At 61.2% G+C, this 17,218-nt stretch carries 19 protein-coding genes, 2 pseudogenes and 1 riboswitch; of the genes and pseudogenes, 12 read left to right on the top strand and 9 right to left on the bottom strand.

Annotated features, from left to right (window positions below; translation table 11 throughout):
• Positions 1-259: 259 nt before the first annotated feature.
• A riboswitch (Fluoride riboswitch) is annotated at positions 260-330 on the top strand.
• A 78-nt stretch (positions 331-408) separates the two neighbouring features.
• Entirely contained in the window at positions 409-1,755 is a 1,347-nt protein-coding gene (locus AC1VXC_RS09625) for a voltage-gated chloride channel family protein (protein WP_481538407.1), read from the top strand.
• Here the strand turns inward: AC1VXC_RS09625 and chrA are convergent.
• The 3 genes from chrA to arsH are packed head-to-tail and all read right to left on the bottom strand — an operon-like array spanning position 1,678 to position 4,091.
• A complete protein-coding gene (gene chrA / locus AC1VXC_RS09620) occupies positions 1,678-2,880 on the bottom strand; it encodes a chromate efflux transporter (RefSeq protein ID WP_481538408.1) in 1,203 nt (400 codons plus the stop codon). The two genes, AC1VXC_RS09625 and chrA, sit on opposite strands and share 78 nt — an antisense overlap.
• Before the next feature lie 54 nt (positions 2,881-2,934).
• Complete coding sequence (gene arsC / locus AC1VXC_RS09615; RefSeq protein ID WP_412703991.1) at positions 2,935-3,354, bottom strand: arsenate reductase (glutaredoxin); 420 nt, start codon at positions 3,352-3,354, stop codon at positions 2,935-2,937.
• Complete coding sequence (arsH, locus tag AC1VXC_RS09610) at positions 3,351-4,091, bottom strand: arsenical resistance protein ArsH (RefSeq protein ID WP_282272509.1); 741 nt, start codon at positions 4,089-4,091, stop codon at positions 3,351-3,353. Before arsH ends, arsC begins: the two co-directional genes overlap by 4 nt.
• Positions 4,092-4,131: 40 nt before the next feature.
• On the opposite strand from arsH, the gene AC1VXC_RS09605 reads away from it, so the two are divergent.
• Genes AC1VXC_RS09605 through AC1VXC_RS09585 form a run of 5 tightly spaced genes read left to right on the top strand, consistent with a single transcriptional unit; the run spans position 4,132 to position 8,141 of the window.
• Complete coding sequence (locus tag AC1VXC_RS09605; RefSeq protein WP_412703989.1) at positions 4,132-4,446, top strand: ArsR/SmtB family transcription factor; 315 nt, start codon at positions 4,132-4,134, stop codon at positions 4,444-4,446.
• A gap of 24 nt (positions 4,447-4,470) precedes the next feature.
• The gene (locus AC1VXC_RS09600) at positions 4,471-4,962 is read left to right on the top strand and encodes an arsenate reductase ArsC (protein ID WP_412703988.1); all 492 of its coding nucleotides are present in this window, start codon (positions 4,471-4,473) and stop codon (positions 4,960-4,962) included.
• 20 nt (positions 4,963-4,982) lie between these two features.
• On the top strand, positions 4,983-6,041 hold the full coding sequence (gene arsB / locus AC1VXC_RS09595) for an ACR3 family arsenite efflux transporter (RefSeq protein WP_481538409.1): 1,059 nt from the start codon (positions 4,983-4,985) through the stop codon (positions 6,039-6,041).
• Positions 6,042-6,044: 3 nt separating this feature from the next.
• Complete coding sequence (trxB, locus tag AC1VXC_RS09590; protein ID WP_481538410.1) at positions 6,045-7,031, top strand: thioredoxin-disulfide reductase; 987 nt, start codon at positions 6,045-6,047, stop codon at positions 7,029-7,031.
• Between the two features lie 24 nt (positions 7,032-7,055).
• The gene (locus tag AC1VXC_RS09585) at positions 7,056-8,141 is read left to right on the top strand and encodes an ArsO family NAD(P)H-dependent flavin-containing monooxygenase (RefSeq protein ID WP_481538411.1); all 1,086 of its coding nucleotides are present in this window, start codon (positions 7,056-7,058) and stop codon (positions 8,139-8,141) included.
• Here AC1VXC_RS09585 and AC1VXC_RS09580 read toward each other — a convergent pair.
• The 4 genes from AC1VXC_RS09580 to AC1VXC_RS09565 all read right to left on the bottom strand — a co-directional run bounded on the left by AC1VXC_RS09580 (position 8,102) and on the right by AC1VXC_RS09565 (position 12,851).
• Positions 8,102-8,635, bottom strand: a complete 534-nt coding sequence (locus AC1VXC_RS09580) for an arsenate reductase ArsC (RefSeq protein WP_481538412.1) — start codon at positions 8,633-8,635, stop codon at positions 8,102-8,104. The genes AC1VXC_RS09585 and AC1VXC_RS09580 overlap by 40 nt on opposite strands.
• A 107-nt stretch (positions 8,636-8,742) precedes the next feature.
• Entirely contained in the window at positions 8,743-10,221 is a 1,479-nt protein-coding gene (locus tag AC1VXC_RS09575; protein ID WP_296251582.1) for a SulP family inorganic anion transporter, read from the bottom strand.
• 367 nt (positions 10,222-10,588) lie between these two features.
• A protein-coding gene (locus AC1VXC_RS09570; RefSeq protein ID WP_481538413.1) for an IS3 family transposase occupies positions 10,589-11,742 on the bottom strand; the annotation gives its coding sequence in 2 pieces (ribosomal slippage) (positions 10,589-11,484 and positions 11,484-11,742; 1,155 coding nt in all).
• A gap of 119 nt (positions 11,743-11,861) precedes the next feature.
• Entirely contained in the window at positions 11,862-12,851 is a 990-nt protein-coding gene (locus AC1VXC_RS09565) for a zinc-dependent alcohol dehydrogenase family protein (RefSeq protein WP_481538414.1), read from the bottom strand.
• A 144-nt stretch (positions 12,852-12,995) separates the two neighbouring features.
• Between AC1VXC_RS09565 and AC1VXC_RS09560 the strand changes: the two genes are divergently transcribed.
• Entirely contained in the window at positions 12,996-13,238 is a 243-nt protein-coding gene (locus AC1VXC_RS09560) for a helix-turn-helix domain-containing protein (protein WP_482995037.1), read from the top strand.
• An 81-nt stretch (positions 13,239-13,319) separates the two neighbouring features.
• Here AC1VXC_RS09560 and AC1VXC_RS09555 read toward each other — a convergent pair whose 3' ends face one another.
• Complete coding sequence (locus tag AC1VXC_RS09555; protein ID WP_448227636.1) at positions 13,320-14,099, bottom strand: SDR family oxidoreductase; 780 nt, start codon at positions 14,097-14,099, stop codon at positions 13,320-13,322.
• Positions 14,100-14,305: 206 nt separating this feature from the next.
• Positions 14,306-14,827 (bottom strand): substrate binding domain-containing protein, encoded by a 522-nt coding sequence (locus AC1VXC_RS09550; RefSeq protein WP_481538415.1) that lies wholly within the window; start codon positions 14,825-14,827, stop codon positions 14,306-14,308.
• 24 nt (positions 14,828-14,851) lie between these two features.
• Here AC1VXC_RS09550 and AC1VXC_RS09545 point away from each other — a divergent pair, with 24 nt between their 5' ends.
• The 5 genes and pseudogenes from AC1VXC_RS09545 to AC1VXC_RS09525 all read left to right on the top strand — a co-directional run bounded on the left by AC1VXC_RS09545 (position 14,852) and on the right by AC1VXC_RS09525 (position 17,159).
• Positions 14,852-14,980: a hypothetical protein gene (locus AC1VXC_RS09545; protein WP_425513276.1), complete on the top strand. Its 129-nt coding sequence runs from the start codon at positions 14,852-14,854 to the stop codon at positions 14,978-14,980.
• Between the two features lie 247 nt (positions 14,981-15,227).
• Positions 15,228-15,794: pseudogene (locus AC1VXC_RS09540) on the top strand (tyrosine-type recombinase/integrase); the annotation flags it as partial.
• Between the two features lie 126 nt (positions 15,795-15,920).
• A pseudogene (locus AC1VXC_RS09535) lies at positions 15,921-16,112 on the top strand (IS3 family transposase); the annotation flags it as partial.
• Between the two features lie 160 nt (positions 16,113-16,272).
• Complete coding sequence (locus tag AC1VXC_RS09530) at positions 16,273-16,545, top strand: helix-turn-helix domain-containing protein (protein ID WP_447586507.1); 273 nt, start codon at positions 16,273-16,275, stop codon at positions 16,543-16,545.
• 44 nt (positions 16,546-16,589) lie between these two features.
• The gene (locus AC1VXC_RS09525) at positions 16,590-17,159 is read left to right on the top strand and encodes an Hsp20/alpha crystallin family protein (RefSeq protein WP_447586872.1); all 570 of its coding nucleotides are present in this window, start codon (positions 16,590-16,592) and stop codon (positions 17,157-17,159) included.
• The last annotated feature ends 59 nt before the right edge of the window (positions 17,160-17,218 follow it).

Raw genomic sequence — 17,218 nt, 5'->3', positions numbered from 1 at the left:
TTACCCATCCGTGATTGGAAGGCAGCCCTGAACCGATTTACCATCCAGTTTGAGGGGCGGCTCCCTCAGCTGTAACCCGAATCCCGTTTACACAAAAATCTGCACACGCTCACTCCCGGCCAGAAGCAGACGTCAGGCTGCCCAATGGAATCAGGACGTCCGAGCCCTGTCTGATGGTGTCTTCGCAGCTGAACTAACACACCATGCGTCATGCGGTGGCCCAGGCTGCTACTGGCCGGGAGCCTGATCTGGACTTATCATGCGGATCGGAGATGGCGTACCTCCCTTAACCACCGCAGCTTCCAAGCGGTTGATGACGCCTGCAGTTGCCTGACCTCGGTTGGGGCTGCAGGCTGTTGCCCTGACGCCCCGCTCGCTGGTCAGCCCGATTCCTTGTCGCGGGTGACCATGTTGAAGATCAAACGTTCCAGATTGCTGGATCCTCCGTCCCACCTTGTGAAGTGGACGCTACTTGCCTGCTTGGTCGCTGTATTGGCAGGCAGCGCCTCCGCGTTCTTCCTCCTGTCTCTGGATCTGGCCACCGATTGGCGGCTGGCGCACCCGTGGGCGATCTGGCTGCTCCCCGTTGCCGGCTTTGCAGTGGGGTTGGTGTATCACTTGGTGGGCAAGCCGGTCGACGGCGGCAATAACCTCATCATTGACGAAATTCATGACCCCAAACGGGTCGTACCACTCCGCATGGCACCGCTGATCCTGGGAGGCACGCTGGTTTCGCACCTGTTCGGTGCCTCGGTGGGTCGGGAGGGTACAGCGGTTCAAATGGGGGCCGCGTTGTCCGACCAGCTCACCGGTCTATTCCGCCTCACATCAGAAGAGCGCCGCATTCTGCTGATGGCGGGGATGAGCGCAGGCTTCGCATCGGTGTTTGGCACACCGCTGGCGGGCGCGGTATTTGGCCTGGAAGTGCTGGCCATCGGCCGGATGCGGTATGACGCGCTATATCCTTGTCTGGCGGCGAGCATTCTGGCCGACCAGGTGGCTCGCGCCTGGGGCGTCCACCATGCCCACCACACCATTGCCGGGATCGTTCCGATCGGTGTCTGGAGTGTCGTGGCGATGGTCCTGTCTGGAATTCTATTTGGGTGGGTCGGCCGACTGTTCTCCACGTCGGCGCACCACCTCGGGGCGCTGATCAAGCGCCACATCCGCTACGCGCCCCTGCGGCCCTTTCTCGGCGGCATTGTGATTGCTGTCGCCGTATGCGCCCTTGGTTCGCAACAATACATCGGGCTCGGTACTGCATACATTGCCGGATCATTCGATCACCCCATGCGCCCGTGGGATTTTGCAGGCAAGTTCGGATTCACCGTCGTCTCGCTGGCATCAGGGTTTAAGGGCGGCGAAGTCACCCCGCTTTTCTACATCGGCGCCACCTTGGGCAATGCGTTGGCTCCCTTGATGCATCTTCCGTTTTCCTTCATGGCCGGTATCGGATTTGTCGCGGTGTTTGCCGGAGCTGCCAACACCCCTATTGCAACTACCCTGATGGCCATGGAGCTGTTTGGAGTGGATATGGGGCCGCTGGCGGCCATCGCGTGCGTCACCGCCTATCTGTTCTCAGGCCACACCGGCATCTACAACGCACAACGCTTGGCGCATGGAAAGCGAACGCTGGAACTGCACGCTGCCGAGCCGCGCCTGTCCGACCTAGCAGCGTTACCGCGCCATCGCCCAACCCGCCATGGCAGCCAGCAACACCACCACGATCGGCGGTGCACGCGCGACGACCAGTAGCCCGAACGCAACCAGCGCCATCGCGACATCCCATCGGTCATGGATCGCACTCGTCCACACCGGGTCGTACAACGCAGCCAACAGGATCCCGACGACCCCGGCGTTGACGCCTGCAATTGACGCCTGCAGATCCTTGCGGTGGCGCAGGGACTCCCAGAAGGGCAGCACTCCTACGAGCACGAGAAAGGCAGGCATGAAAATGACCACCAACAGCGCAAGGCCTCCTGCCCAGCCACCGAGGGACCCCTCGGCCATAGCCCCCAAGTAAGCCGCAAAGGAGAAGAGAGGGCCCGGCACCGCCTGCGCCGCACCATACCCGGCGAGCAGGTCCGCCGTGCTCAGGGAGCCGCTTTGGACAACCGCGGTCTGCAGCAACGGCAGCACGACATGGCCGCCGCCGAAGACCAGGGCGCCAGCGCGGTACACACCCTCCAACAGCACGGCCAAGGGGGAGCCGCTAGCCACCGCCCACAAGGGCAGCAGAACAAGCGGCAGGACCAGTAGCACCAGTGCCACCGTGCCGGTTCTTCGCGAGACGGAATAGCCGCCGTCTAATTGGCCGGAAGCCGGTTCGATATTCAGTATCCAGCGACCGACCAGTCCGCTAGCGATGATCACCACGATCTGGCCGGCGACCGAGGGCATGGACAAGGTCAACACAGCCGCGAAAACCGCCATCGCTGCCCGTAGACGATCCGGGCACAGGGATCGGGCCATTCCCCATACTGCTTGGGCCACCACTGCAACTGCCACGATCTTCAGGCCATGCAGCCAGCCGGATTCAATGATGGCCTGGTATTTGGCAACGCCCAAAGCGAACAGGATCATCAGCACGGCCGACGGCAGCGTAAAGCCGGCCCAAGCGGCCAACAGGCCAGGCCAGCCGGCGCGACGCAAGCCCAGCGCCATGCCTACCTGGCTGCTGGCCGGGCCTGGCAGTAGCTGGCACAGGGCCACCAGATCGGAGTAGCTACAGTCCGTCAGCCAACGGCGGCGTTCGACGAACTCGAGGCGGAAGTAGCTCAGGTGGGCGATTGGACCGCCAAACGACGTCAGCCCCAGTCGCAGGAACACCAGGAAGACGCGCCATGCGCTGTCGCTTGTCGTGGGATTCAGCGCCGGCATGGGGCATGACCTCCTGTGGTTCTCAGCGGTGGCAAGCCCAGCCTGGCAATGGGATCACAGCGTCGAGCTTCCGGTATGCCCGGTCACCCACTCTCCATCTTCCTTTCGGAACGGTCCGGGCAGCGGCGGCAGGATCTCCAGCACCACTTCCGAAGGCCGGCATAGACGAGTACCCCTATCGGTTTGTACGAGAGGACGATTGATGAGTATCGGGTGCGCCAGCATCGCATCTAGCAGCGCGTCGTCGCTCAGTGCTGCGTCGCCTAACCCGAGCTCGTCATACGGCGTTCCCTTCTGCCGGATGGCATCGCGCACGCTCAACCCTGCCGCCGTAATGAGTTCGACAAGACGAGCGCGGCTGGGTGGGTTGGCCAGGTAGTCGATCACTTCCGGCTCGATCCCGGCAAAGCGGATCAGCGCCAAGGTATTGCGCGAGGTGCCGCACTTTGGGTTGTGATAGATGACAGCGTTCACGCGCTTTCCTCTTGGTTCAAAACGGTCTCCACCACGCCTGCGGCAGCGGCCAGCGCCGCCGCCTCGACGGCCCCCTTGCGCTCGCTGTAGCGGTCCACCAGGTAGTCACTGCGCCCGCGCACCAGCAGAGTGAACTTGACCAGTTCCTCCATCACGTCCACCACGCGATCGTAATACGCCGAAGGCTTCATTCGACCGTCGTCATCGAACTCCTGCCAGGCTTTGGCCACCGAGGACTGGTTGGGAATTGTCACCATCCGCATCCACCGGCCGAGCACGCGCAGCGCGTTGACCACGTTGAACGACTGGGAACCGCCGCAGACCTGCATCACTGCCAGCGTACGGCCCTGGGTGGGTCGCACGCTGCCCTCTTCGAGCGGCAGCCAGTCGATCTGGTTCTTGAATACCGCCGTAAGGGTGCCGTGGCGTTCCGGGCTGACCCAAACGTGCCCTTCCGACCACAGCGAGGCCTGGCGCAGCTCCTGCACCTTGGGGTGGGTGGCCGGCACCGAGTCAAGCATCGGCAGCTCATGTGGATCGAACAGGCGGGTTTCCGCCCCAAGCTGCTCCAGCAGCCGCTGCGCCTCCAGCGCCAGCTTGCGACTGAACGACTGCGGCCGCAGCGAACCGTACAGGATCAGGATGCGTGGCCGGTGTGGCTGCGCGGCCGGATCGTTGAGCTTGGCGGCCGTGGGAATATCCATGGCACCCGGGACCACGTTGGGGATCTGCTGCACGGGGGTTGTCCTGTCATTTTGCTTCGATTATTCTAGAATCATGGAACATAAGAACGCAACCCACGCCTTGGCAGCCCTGGGTCATGCCACCCGCCTGTCGATCTTCCGTCTTCTGGTCCAGGCGGGTGGCGCCGGCAAGCTGGCCGGCGACATTGCCCAAGCCCTCTCTTTGCCTGGCGCCACGCTCTCCTTCCACCTGAAGGAACTGCTGGCCGCGGGACTGATCAGCGCCGAGCAACGTGGCCGGACCATCTGCTACCGGGCCGAGTTCGTGGCGATGAACGCGCTGGTGGCCTACCTCACCGAAAACTGCTGTGCCGACGAACAGGCCTGTGAACGCCCCGAAGGCTGCTGACCCCTTACCCCAGAGATCGCCAAAATGACCCGTCGTGTTCTGTTCCTTTGTACCGGCAATTCCGCGCGCAGCGTGTTGGCCGAATCGACCCTGAAAAAGTGGGGCGAAGGCCGCTATCAGTCTTTCAGTGCAGGCAGCCAGCCAGCCGGTCGGGTCAATCCGTTCGCCATTGCCCAATTGCAGCGCGAGGGCTTCCCGGTGGAGGGCCTGCGCAGCAAGTCCTGGGACGAATTTGCCGAAGCGGATGCTGCTGCCATGGATCTGATCGTCACCGTGTGCGACAGCGCGGCCGCCGAGGCGTGCCCGGTTGTGTTTGGCGATTTCGTGCGCGTGCACTGGGGCCTGTTCGACCCGGCCGGTGTGGAAGGCTCGGATGCACAGAAGGCTGAAGCGTTCGACCGGGCGCATCAGATCATCAAGGCCCGGCTGAAGGCCTTCCTGGAGATTCCTGACGGGGCATGGGATGACCGTGCGTCTCTCAAGGCCCAGCTTGATCCGATTGCGCAGATCCACTGACCGTCTTCCCGGAAACCCCCATGACCACTGACACCTCCCGCCTGTCGTTTCTGGACCGGTACCTGACGCTGTGGATCTTCGCCGCCATGGCGCTCGGCGTCGGCCTGGGCGCGCTGTTCGAAGGCGTGCCCAGCGCGTTGAACAGCCTTTCCGTAGGGTCGACCAACATCCCGATCGCCATTGGCCTGATTCTGATGATGTACCCGCCGTTGGCCAAGGTGAAGTACGAGGAACTGCCCACCGTCTTTGCCGACAAGCGCGTGCTGATGCTCTCGCTGCTGCAGAACTGGATCGTGGGCCCGTTCCTGATGTTCGGCCTGGCGGTGCTGTTCCTGCGCGACTACCCCGAGTACATGACCGGCCTGATCCTGATCGGCCTGGCGCGCTGCATCGCCATGGTGCTGGTGTGGAACCAGCTCGCCCGCGGCGACGGCCAGTACGTGGCCGGCCTGGTGGCATTCAACTCGATCTTCCAGATCGCGCTGTTCAGCGTCTACGCGTGGTTCTTCCTTTCCTGGTTGCCGCCGGTGTTCGGACTGCAGGGCAGCGTCATCGATGTCAGCGTCTGGACCATCGCCGAGGCGGTTCTGATCTACCTGGGCATCCCGTTCCTGGCCGGCTTCCTCACCAGCCGATGGCTGAAGGCGCGCAAGGGCGTGCAGTGGTATGAAGAGAAGTTCCTGCCTGCCATCAGCCCGATAACGCTCGCCGCACTACTGTTCACCATCGTGGCGATGTTCAGCCTGAAAGGCGGTGACGTGCTGCGGATTCCCATGGACGCGGTGCGCATCGCGATCCCGCTGACGTTGTACTTCATCATCCAGTTCGTCGTCAGCTTCTTCATGGGCAAGCTGATCGCCAAGGACTATCCACGAACCACTGCGATCGCGTTCACCGCGGCAGGCAACAACTTCGAACTGGCCATCGCGGTAGCCATCGCGGCCTTCGGCCTGGCCTCGCCGGTCGCCTTCGCCGCCGTCATCGGCCCGCTGGTGGAAGTGCCGGTACTGATCCTGCTGGTCCATGTCGCCCTGCGGCTGGGCAAGCGCTACTTTCCTGCCGATGCACGGAGCCGCTGAGCCATGAGCACCACCCGACACATTCCATTGCTGATCCTTGGTTCCGGCCCGGCCGGCTGGACCGCTGCCGTCTATGCAGCCCGCGCCAACCTGAAGCCGGTCGTCATCACCGGCCTGCAGCAGGGTGGCCAGCTGATGACCACCACCGAAGTGGACAACTGGCCGGGTGACGCCCATGGCCTGATGGGCCCGGACCTGATGGCGCGCATGCAGGCCCACGCAGAGCGCTTCGAGACCGAGGTCATCTTCGACCACATCCATACTGCGGACCTGTCGCAGCGCCCGTTCAAGCTGATCGGCGACAGCCACGAGTACACCTGTGACGCCCTGATCATCTCCACCGGCGCGACCGCCAAGTACCTGGGCATCCCCAGCGAAGAGGCCTTCAAGGGCCGCGGCGTGTCGGCCTGCGCCACCTGCGACGGCTTCTTCTACCGTGACCAGGACGTGGTCGTGGTCGGCGGCGGCAACACCGCCGTGGAAGAAGCGCTGTACCTGTCCAACATCGCCCGCAAGGTCTACCTGGTCCACCGCCGCGACACCCTCAAGGCGGAAAAGATCATGCAGGACAAGCTGTTCGCCAAGGTGGAAGCCGGCAAGATCGAAACCGTCTGGCACCACCAGGTGGAGGAAGTGCTGGGCAACGAGGCCGGCGTGACCGGCGTGCGCGTGAAGTCGACCCTGGACGGCAGTACCCGCGACATCGATGCCCACGGCTTCTTCGTGGCCATCGGCCACCACCCGAACACCCAGCTGTTCGACGGCCAGCTGGCGATGAACAACGGTTACCTGGAAATCCGCTCGGGCCTGGGCGGCAACGCCACCCAGACCTCGGTGGCAGGCGTGTTCGCCGCCGGCGACGTGGCCGACCAGCACTATCGCCAGGCGATCACCTCGGCCGGCTTCGGCTGCATGGCCGCACTGGACGCGGAACGCTATCTGGATGCACTCAAGATCTCCGATCAACAGCAGCACAAGAACGCCGCCTGAGTGCAGCGGTGGGAGGAAGTCCAGATGGACAACGTCGATGTGGTGGTGATCGGAGGTGGCCAGGCGGGTCTTTCGGCCGGCTACTTCCTGCGTCGCAGCGGGTTGTCCCATGTGATTCTTGATGCTGAAACTTCACCTGGTGGGGCGTGGCAGCATGCGTGGAAATCCTTGCATCTGTTCTCGCCAGCGGGCTGGAGCTCGATTCCCGGTTGGCCGATGTCTGCCACCCGGGAACCGTACCCGTCGCAGGCGGAGGTGCTCGACTACCTCGCGCGCTACGAGCACAAATATGCGCTGCCCGTCATCCGTCCCGTGCAGGTGGAACGCGTCAGTCGTTCGGGAGCCCGGCTGCTGGTGGAAGCAGATGGCGGCCGACAGTGGCATACGCGTGCCGTGATAAGCGCCACGGGTACTTGGCGGCATCCCTACACGCCCGAATATGAAGGTCTGGACGCTTTCGGCGGCGTGCAGCTGCACTCGGCCCACTACAGCCATCCCGAACCCTTCGCCGGAATGCGCGTGGCCATCATCGGCAGCGGCAACTCAGGCGCACAGATTCTGGCCGAGATCTCCAAGGTGGCCGAGACCACCTGGATCACCCAGCGGGAGCCAGCCTTCCTGGCCGACAATGTCGACGGGCGCGTTCTGTTCGCACGCGCAACCGAGAAGTGGAGGGCTCAGCAAGAAGGACGCGAGCCGGATGTTCCGCAGGGTGGTTTTGGCGACATCGTCATGGTGCCGCCGGTGGTGGACGCACGGCGCCGCGGTGTACTGGTCTCCATGCCGCCGCCCGTCCGTTTCACCGCCACCGGCATGCAGTGGGCAGATGGCAGCGAACGCAACTTCGACGCGGTGATCTGGTGCACCGGCTTCCGGCCGGCGTTGTCGCACCTGGAAGGGCTGGGCATTGTCAACGCTCAGGGTCGGATCGACGTGGATGACACCCAGGTTCGGTCGGTCGCAGCGCCATCGGTCTGGCTGCTTGGCTATGGCGACTGGAATGGCGCAGCGTCGGCCACGCTGATCGGGGTGACCCGATACGCGCGCGAGGCAGTAAGGCAGATCAGCGACTACGTCGGGGAGGCTTCTCCGCTGTCATCTGGCGCGTGAGCCTCGGCGCCATTGCCCAGCGCCCGCACCTGCGATTGCAGGGTCATACGGTCCAGCGCTTCAGGCTTGAGCGCCAACAGCAATCCGAGACGGTGCTGGAGCTGGTGAAGCGTGCTCAGGAACGCCTTATGGACCTGCTCAGCACTGCCCTGCACTGCGCCCGGGTCGGGGATTCCCCAGTGGGCGGTAGCCGGGTGACCTGGCCACACAGGACACGCTTCACCCGCGGCGCGATCGCACACGGTCACGATGAGATCCATCTGCGGTGCTTCCGGACCTGCGAATGCCTCCCACGGCTTGCTCGACAGCCCGGCAACGTCGAGGCCAATCTCCGAGAGCACCTGCAGGGCCACTGGATGAACTACACCCTTGGGATGGCTGCCGGCACTGTAAGCGCGGATACGTTCGCGCCCTAAATGGTTGGCCAGTGCTTCGGCAAGAATGCTGCGCGCCGAGTTGCCTGTGCAGAGGAACAGAACATTCAGGGTACGCATATCATCGCAACCATTTATCCGGAATAATCGAAGTATTACCTGGCCATATGTCAGTTCAATGACTGCCGGACAGGAAGCGGGCACCCTTCGGTGCCCGCTTCGCTCATTCAATGACCTGACGACAGCGCGGCGCCTGGCGTACGGTGCTTTCCCAGACGGTCCACCAAGGTCTCACTTGCATCGTTGAGACCGAACACTTCAACGGTCGCGCCGTGCTCGCGCAGCTTCATCACTACCCGGTCGAGCGCATCAACGGCGGTCAGGTCCCAGAAGTGGGCGTCCTTCAGATCGATGATGACGTCCTTGGGGACATCCAGATAGTTGAAGCTGCTCACGAACTGTCCGGCAGACGCAAAGAACACCTGCCCCTTCACAACGTAGACGCGCGAGTCGGTGTCGACCTGGGTGTCGTCGATGATCAGCATCTTGCCGACCTTGCGGGTAAAGAAGACCGCCGACAGGATCACGCCCGTCAACACGCCCTTGGCAAGGTCGTGGGTAGCCACGGTCACGATGACCGTGCCAATCATCACAACTGAAGAGCTCTTGGGATGAATGGCCAGCTCGCGCAGCGAGCGCCAGCTGAAGGTGCCGATGCTGACCATGATCATCACCGCTACCAGTGCGGCCATTGGAATCTGACTCACCAGGTTTGACCCATAAACAACCAGAAGGAGCAAAACCACGCCGGCCACCAGGCACGAGAGGCGGCCCCGGCCACCGGACGTGATGTTGATCACTGACTGGCCGATCATTGCACAGCCCGCCATGCCCCCGAAGAAGCCCGTTACGGTGTTAGCCAAGCCTTGGCCCGCACATTCGCGATTCTTCTGACTGGGGGTATCGGTCATGTCCTCGACGATCTGCGCGGTCATCAGCGATTCCAACAAGCCAACGACCGCCAGAGTCGCCGAAACCGGCAGCAGGATCTGAAGTGTTTCCCAGGTAAATGGCACGTCCGGAATCAGGAACGACGGCAGGCTGTCAGGCAGCGCACCCATGTCGCCGACGGTGCGCACCTGAAAGCCAAAGTACATGGAGGCGGCGGTGAGAACCACGATCGCCACCAATGCCGAAGGAACGGCTTTGGTCAGCAGCGGCAGCAAGTAGATGATTGCCAGACCCACAGCACAGATCGCATACACCATCCACGGCATACCGATGAGTTCGGGAAGCTGCGCCATGAAAATCAGAATCGCCAGCGCGTTCACGAAGCCGGTCACCACCGAGCGCGACACAAAGCGCATCAGTGAGCCCAACCGCAGGGCGCCGGCCAGCATCTGCAGCACGCCGGCCAGGATGGTGGCGGCAAACAAATATTGGATGCCGTGCTCGCGCACCAGCGTGACCATCACCAGCGCCATGGCGCCGGTCGCAGCCGAGATCATGCCAGGACGGCCACCGGCAATGGCGGTGATGACGGCGATGCAGAACGAGGCATACAAACCCACCTTTGGGTCGACGCCGGCGATGATGGAAAACGCGATTGCCTCGGGAATTAGGGCTAGCGCAACGACGATGCCCGACAACAGGTCACCACGGATGTTACCGAGCCATTGCTGGCGCAGGGGAAAAATTGCAGACATAGGAAATGATCTCCACGCACAGTCGTGCGCGCCAAACGAAAGAAACAGGCACCCTTCCAGACCTAAGTGTCTGGATCGCTTCTTCAATCAAGCGTCAGGGTGGAGTCATCGCTGGCCGATCCGTTAGGTATTTGACGGTCTATTGTAGACCGGCATAGCGCTTGAGGGGAAATCCGGCATCGCGGTCGCTTCGGTGCACTCTCAAAGCTGCCTTGCCAGACCCGAAGATCATTTAGCGGGCGAGATGATCCTGATGTGTTGGGGCCTGCTCAAAGCCGTGCATCCGGACGCAACCAGGCGCCCAATCTCTCTTGATGCACGATGCTTCCGGGCACCAGCGATGGACCGGCCAGATTTCCGTAGACACTCAGTCGCCGCTTTGCGCGTAGCGCCTCTCAAACTCTACCGGTGATACACCGCCAGCGGAACCATGTCGGCGGATCGGGTTGTAGAACATCTCGATGTAGTCGAACACGTCCGATGCGGAAGTGGCCCGTGTCGGGTAGATCCTTCGCTTGATCCGTTCCTTCTTCAAGACGCTGAAGAAGCTCTCGGCCACCGCGTTGTCATGGCAGTTTCCGCGACGACTCATGCTCGGCACCATCCGGTGAGCCTTCAGGAACGACTGCCAATCGCTGCTGGTGAACTGGCAGCCCTGGTCGGAGTGCACCAAGACGCCCGGGCCGGGTTTGCGCCGCCATGCGGCCGCCACCAATGCCTGCAGCACCAGATCGCTGGTCATCGTCGGTGCCGTGGCCCAGCCCACAATTTGGCGCGAATACAGGTCCATCACCGCCGCCAGGAACAGCCAGCCCTCGTAAGTGCGGATGTAGGTGATGTCCGTGACCCAGACCTTGTTCGGGGCCTCTGGCGTGAAGTCCCGGTTGAGCACATTGGTCACCAGGCCCACGGGGCCGCCGCGATGGCGTGGCTTGCGGCCATACCCGACCTGCGCACGCAGGCCCTCGGCCTTCATCAAGCGCAGGACACGGTGCCGGCTACAGTGTTCGCCAGCCTCGCGCAGATCCAGGGTGATCTTGCGATAGCCATACACTGTCCCGCTGGCCAGCCAGTGATGCTTGATCAGACCCAGCAGGCGCTGGTCGTCGCGTTCGCGTGCGCTGACGCCGTCGCGCAACCACGCGTAGTAGCCACTGCGATGCACGCCCAGCACCCGGCACATCGCAGCCAGGCGGAAATCGCGGATGTGTGCGCGCATGAACGCGTACTTCGCCCTTACCCCTTGGCAAAGTACGCGGCGGCCTTTTCTAGGATGTCGCGCTCCTCGGTCACCCGCTTGAGCTCCGCCTTCAGGCGGCGAACCTCAGCCGAATCGCTCACTGCTGCGGCGGCTACCCCACCGCTCGCCCGGCTCGTCTTCCTCGCGCTCTGCACCCAGCCATACAGCGTGTGCTTGGGGACATCGATCCGGGTCGCCACCTCGACCACGGTGAAGCCGCGCTCGATCACCTGCTTGATCGCCTCGGCCTTGAACTCATCCGTGTATTGCCTGTTGCTCATAAAAACCTCTGTCGTTGCCATGAATTATGGCCCCGAGATGTCTACGAAAGGCTGGTCGGTCCAGTTGGACGGGTTGAACTGGGGCCGAAAGATTCTGCTCTCAGCCCCAGAAATGGCGATTAGACTGTCACCACGATCTTTCCAATCTGCTGATTGGTCTCAAGGAAACGATGGGCTTCCTGGATGTCACTTAGAGGGAAGGTCTTGGCGATTATCGGGCTCAGTGCTCCAGACTCCAGCCCCTGCAGAATAAACGCCTTGGCACTTTCAAGGACTTCTGGGTCGGCCACAATTTCTGCATAGAGATAGCCCTTGAGGGTTAGGCTTTTGCCCAGCACGGTAAACAGCGGGAATGGCGTCGGTTCCGAGCTGAGTGCACCGTATACCAGCAGAATGCCACCTCGGGCCATGCTCTGCGTGAGGGGCTCGAAGGACCGCCCGCCAACCGGGTCGAACACAACGCGGGCGCCTTGTCCGGCCGTTATCTCCATCACGCGCTCGACGATATCCTCTTCGTCACTCACGATCACATACGCGGCACCAGCATCCAGAAGGGCCTGTTTCTTCGCACGGGTTCGCGTGATTGCAATTGGTGTGGCGCCGACCATACGTGCTATCTGGAAGGCAGCCAGACCAACACTGCTTGATGCCGCGGTGACAAGGACAAAGTCGTGTTGCCCGAGTTTGGCCTGCTCGATGAGTGCACCCCAGGCGGTGACGTACTGCATCCAGGACGCAGCAGCCTCTTCGAAGGACAACCTCTCGGGGCTCTTCACCACCAGATGAGCAGGTACATTGGCCAGCTCTCCGTAGGTGCCCCAACGGGCGATGTCCAGAGGCGGGATGAGAGCGACTGCATCACCCACCTTGATCCCGGTTACTGCGCTACCCACTGCAACCACGATGCCTGCGGCCTCGTAGCCCAGGCGGCTAGGGAACTCGGCTTCCTGTAGGTATGCGTGATTGCGAAACATCACCTCGGCTCGGTTCAAGCCAATCGCTTTGACGCCAATCTGCACCTCGTTTGCCGCCGGTGCCGATACGTCCAAATTTTCCAGCTTCAGAACACTGGCGTCACCGTATTCATGGATTCTGACAATGCGTGCCATTGCGGATACCTCGTTTTTGAATGGGCTTCGAAGTGCGCAGGAAAGGTCTGCGGCTAATCGAAGAGTGAATAAAATGTAATCATTGGTTGGTAGCGGATAAAGGCCTACTATGACGTAATACTTGAAACAGAGAGTTTTTAATGGATCGCCCGACCCAGATGGCTACGTTCATTAGAGCTGGGATCATTCAGCGCTGCTGCGGATGACCTCAACCTATCCCCTCAGTTGGTGGGAAAGCAGGTAAAAATGCTCGAACAACACCTGGGGGTTTCCTTGCTGCATCGGACTACGCGCAGGCAAAGCCTCACCGGGAACACAATGGCGGCTATTGGCCGACACCCATCTGATGCAACAAACTCAAACCGGCCAAACGCGGTTATCTGGTAACTACAGAACCAGGGGCGATTCACACAGCTTTTCACTCGATATAAGCGGGGCCTGACGCCGAAGCGGCAGGCCCTAAACTCATTAGAATTCCTGCACGGTTGGGCGCAGAACGATCTCGTTAATATCCACGTCAGCAGGCTGCTCAATTGCGAAGGCGATAGCCCGAGCGACGGATTGAGCGGGAATTGCATGCTTGTAGAAGTCCACCACGAAATCGCGGCTCTGTTGGTGGGTGCTGCCGAATTTCAACTCGGAGTCCACGGCACCCGGTTCGATAGTCGTGGTGCGAATGCTGCCACCGACTTCGTGACGCAGTCCTTCGGAGATGGCCCGCACAGCAAACTTGGTGCCGCTGTACACCGTGCCGCCAGGGCTGAATACCTTCAGGCCTGCAACCGATGCGATGTTGATGAAGTGGCCACTGTTTTGTTTCTGGAAGACCGGCAATGCAGCCGCGACTCCGTACAGCAGCCCCTTGATGTTGATATCGATCATGCGATCCCACTCGTCAGTGCGAGCATCACTGAGCGGTGCAATCGCCATCAGCCCAGCATTGTTGACCAGTACATCAATGCGCCCGTAGGTGTCCACGGCACCTTGAATGAGCGCTTTGACTTCTTCCTGAGAGGTGACATCGGTCTGATACGCGATTGCCTGACCACCTGCATTGGTCAGCTCAGTCACCAATGCGTCGAGTTTATCTTTGCGGCGTGCGGCCAGCACTACGCGCGCGCCAAGCGCAGCAAGGTGGCGTGCAGTCGCTTCACCCAAGCCACTGCTGGCGCCGGTGATAACGACAACTTTTCCAGAAATGTTATTGCTCATGTTGAGAACCTCATCGGCGGGTTTGTATTTCGCCATGGCTGATTAACCTGACGGTGACCAAATCTTAGTCCCATGATTGGTCTCAATAAATGGAAATGATTGGATTAAGCTATTCCTGAATATGGAACAAATAGGAGGGCAACATGCTTAACCGGGGGATTACCATTCAACCGGAGGGGTGAGCCACCGAGCCTCAGTGCCCCGCTTTCCAAGGTGTGTGCCCTACAGAGTCTTGCGACGCGTCAGGGCAAAGCTGGCAACGATCCAACGGCGACCAGCATTTCATCAAATACCGCTCGAACCCTTCCCGGAATTGGGCCACGCTGAGGCCGATAGACGTACAACCCCCATGCCGGAGGTTCTTCGTTCTCCAGCACTTGCACGAGCTTCCCGCTGGCAATGTAGGGGGCGGCCATGTAGTCCGCCAATTGAGCAAACGCAATTCCGGCCAATGCGGCGCCCATTTCCATGTCGGCGTTGTCCGCGATGAAGGCTGGCGACACAGGCGTCCACTGGCGTCCTGCACTGAAGTGCCAGGACCACGGTCGCCCGGTATTGATGTCGATGGCCGCTGTCACCGGAAAACCGGCCAGTTCATCGACTCCATCCGGTGTTCCCACCTTCTTGATCAGACGCGGAGCTGCAACGATTGTACGGCGCATATCGGCAGCCTTGCGCGCGACGAAACGACTGTCGCGCATGAACCCGACCCTGACCCCGACATCGATCTTGTCGTCGACCGCATTGCTGATGCGATCAGACAAGCGCACATCCAACATGATGTCGGGATGACGTTTGGCAAAGCCCATCTCTCCGGCAAGGTTGCGGCGGCCTTGATGGCAAAGGCCGGGGAATTATTCTCCGAGCCGCCGACCATCGAGAAAGTAGAGGTGCTTGCGGCAAAGCTGCCCGGCTAGGCAACTCGGCAGGCGTAGACAGCCGAAACCGCCTTCGGGCGGTTTCAATGGCTGCTGGCTCGAAAACAGGGGCCAGTGCCAATAAAACCACCCCTTCGATGGGCGGCTCGACAGAATTGCAGAGGCCCACGACACATCGTCCGCTTTGGGGTCGAAAGCGGCCAAGCTGGCCGCCTAGCACCTCTTAACTAGGTCGACACGGAGGCAACTAGAGCCTCTCCATCCCATCTCGGGATTGGAGAAAGCTATGAAGCGAAGTTCAGGCCCCTCAGCAGCACGCCGTGCCTGGAACCAAGGTAAGCCGGTCGGGCAGAAGGCGCCCCTAAAGCTCAAGGAGATCTGGTCGATTCGAGTCAGGCTTCAGCTCAAGGGCGATAGCCGGCAGTTGGCGCTCTTTGACCTCGCAATCGACAGCAAGCTGCGGGCATGCGATCTGGTTGGGCTGCGGGTCCGCGACGTTGCACATGGCGTGCACATTGGATCGCGAGGATGCGTCATCCAACGCAAGACGAAGCGTCCTGTCCAGTTCGAGATCACGCCGCAGACTAGAGATGCTTTGGTCGCTTGGATCTATAGTCAGAAGCTCGGCCTCGACGATCACCTCTTTCCCGGCAGGCGACGAGGCTCATCCCACCTTTCTACACGCCAGTACGCCCGCTTAGTGAAGGCTTGGGTGCTCAGTATCGACCTAGATCCAGTGAACTACGGGACGCACTCCATGCGTCGCACCAAGGCATCACTAATCTATCAACGGACCAAGAATCTGCGGGCCGTCCAGCTGCTGCTGAGGCACAGCAAGATAGAGAGCACCGTCCGCTACCTGGGGGTTGAGGTGGATGATGCCCTCTTGCTAGCAGAGCCGAGGCGTAGCTCTCCGAAAGCGGCCTTCGACCGGCCGCTTTCGACCCGAAGCGGACATCTGCTGATTGAGGGTATTGCCAACGGACTGTACAAGGCCGAGGTGATCCACCGTCGCTCCTGGCAAAGCCTCGAGGCCGTCGAGCTGGCCACGCTGGAATGGGTGAACTGGTTCAATCTTCGACGCCTGCTGGAGCCGATCAGCAACATCCCCCCAGCCGAAGCTGAAGCAGCCTACTATCAGCAGACCCGTGAGCTCGCCATGGCGGCGTGACTCACACCAACGAGCCTCCGGGATTTCCGGGGCGGTTCAGCCAGCAAATCGCTGGATGTTGACTCTTGACTTTCTGCATGTTAAGCGCAATATCTTGCAAAGTCTTGCAAGAACGTCCTCGAGCGAGGCTGCACGAAGACGGAACTTGTGGGGGTGTGGTATGACAGCGCGCCAGCAGGCGATCTTCACACTCGACGAGTTGGCTGCCTACTTGAAAGTCGGCAAGCGGACGCTTTACCGGCTCGCCTCGCACGGGGAGATTCCGGCCTTCAAGGTCGGCGGGACGTGGCGGTTTCGTCAAAGTGAAATCGATCGATGGATCAATGATCAGATCCAAGCAGGCAGAAAGAAGGAGGTGATACGCACAGATGAGCAGCCAAAGTCAGCGGAACACTCCGTGTCGTCTGGGCGCGCTGTCCGTCGCCGCAGGTAAACGGAGTGAGCGAGAGTCTTCAATTTTTCTGCTGGAGGTGTGACATGGACATTGATTTCAAGAAATTGGCTCCCTGGAACTGGTTCAAGAAGGAGCAGGAAGAACAACAGAGCACTGCCTCGCTGCCGGTGCAGCGCAATGACCTGCCGGTGGCGGGTGGGCCCGTCAGTCCCATCCTGCAATTGCATCGCGAGATCGACCGCCTGTTCGACGACGCGTTTCGAGGCTTCGGTTTCCCGACGCTGGCCATGCCACGCTGGCCGTCGGACTGGCCGGGCATGCTGAAGCCGGCGCTGGACATCCAGGAGACCGACAAGCAGTACAAGATCGCCCTGGAAGTACCCGGCGTCGAGGAAAAAGACATCCAGATCACGCTCGACAACGACATGCTGCTGGTGCGCGGTGAAAAGCGTCAGGAGCAGGAAACGAAAGACGGCGGTTTCCACCGGGTGGAGCGCTCCTACGGCAGCTTTCAGCGCGCTCTGAACCTGCCGGCCGATGCCAACCAGGACACGATCAAGGCCTCTTTCAAGAACGGCGTGCTCACGATCACGATGGAAAAGCGCGAGGCCAGTACGCCCAAGCAGGGGCGCTCGATCCCGATCAACGGCTGACGCTGGGCAGCGCGTTTTCCTCAAACACCACAAAGAGATGAGGCACCGTGATCGGCGGT

Source organism: Stenotrophomonas sp. STEN033, assembly GCF_056856655.1.
The sequence above is the reverse complement of the archived record's forward strand: the minus strand, read 5'-3'. Positions and strand labels throughout refer to the sequence as shown.

What these genes read in the sequence shown, in the direction of transcription:
- AC1VXC_RS09525 (WP_447586872.1), top strand. Translation starts at nt 16,590, where the DNA reads ATGGACATTGATTTCAAGAAATTGGCTCCCTGGAACTGGTTCAAGAAG.
- AC1VXC_RS09605 (WP_412703989.1), top strand. Translation starts at nt 4,132, where the DNA reads ATGGAACATAAGAACGCAACCCACGCCTTGGCAGCCCTGGGTCATGCC.
- AC1VXC_RS09555 (WP_448227636.1), bottom strand. Translation starts at nt 14,099, where the DNA reads ATGGCGAAATACAAACCCGCCGATGAGGTTCTCAACATGAGCAATAAC.
- arsB (WP_481538409.1), top strand. Translation starts at nt 4,983, where the DNA reads ATGACCACTGACACCTCCCGCCTGTCGTTTCTGGACCGGTACCTGACG.
- trxB (WP_481538410.1), top strand. Translation starts at nt 6,045, where the DNA reads ATGAGCACCACCCGACACATTCCATTGCTGATCCTTGGTTCCGGCCCG.
- AC1VXC_RS09625 (WP_481538407.1), top strand. Translation starts at nt 409, where the DNA reads ATGTTGAAGATCAAACGTTCCAGATTGCTGGATCCTCCGTCCCACCTT.
- AC1VXC_RS09575 (WP_296251582.1), bottom strand. Translation starts at nt 10,221, where the DNA reads ATGTCTGCAATTTTTCCCCTGCGCCAGCAATGGCTCGGTAACATCCGT.
- AC1VXC_RS09580 (WP_481538412.1), bottom strand. Translation starts at nt 8,635, where the DNA reads ATGCGTACCCTGAATGTTCTGTTCCTCTGCACAGGCAACTCGGCGCGC.
- AC1VXC_RS09545 (WP_425513276.1), top strand. Translation starts at nt 14,852, where the DNA reads ATGACGTTTGGCAAAGCCCATCTCTCCGGCAAGGTTGCGGCGGCCTTG.
- AC1VXC_RS09600 (WP_412703988.1), top strand. Translation starts at nt 4,471, where the DNA reads ATGACCCGTCGTGTTCTGTTCCTTTGTACCGGCAATTCCGCGCGCAGC.
- chrA (WP_481538408.1), bottom strand. Translation starts at nt 2,880, where the DNA reads ATGCCGGCGCTGAATCCCACGACAAGCGACAGCGCATGGCGCGTCTTC.
- AC1VXC_RS09565 (WP_481538414.1), bottom strand. Translation starts at nt 12,851, where the DNA reads ATGGCACGCATTGTCAGAATCCATGAATACGGTGACGCCAGTGTTCTG.
- AC1VXC_RS09530 (WP_447586507.1), top strand. Translation starts at nt 16,273, where the DNA reads ATGACAGCGCGCCAGCAGGCGATCTTCACACTCGACGAGTTGGCTGCC.
- AC1VXC_RS09585 (WP_481538411.1), top strand. Translation starts at nt 7,056, where the DNA reads ATGGACAACGTCGATGTGGTGGTGATCGGAGGTGGCCAGGCGGGTCTT.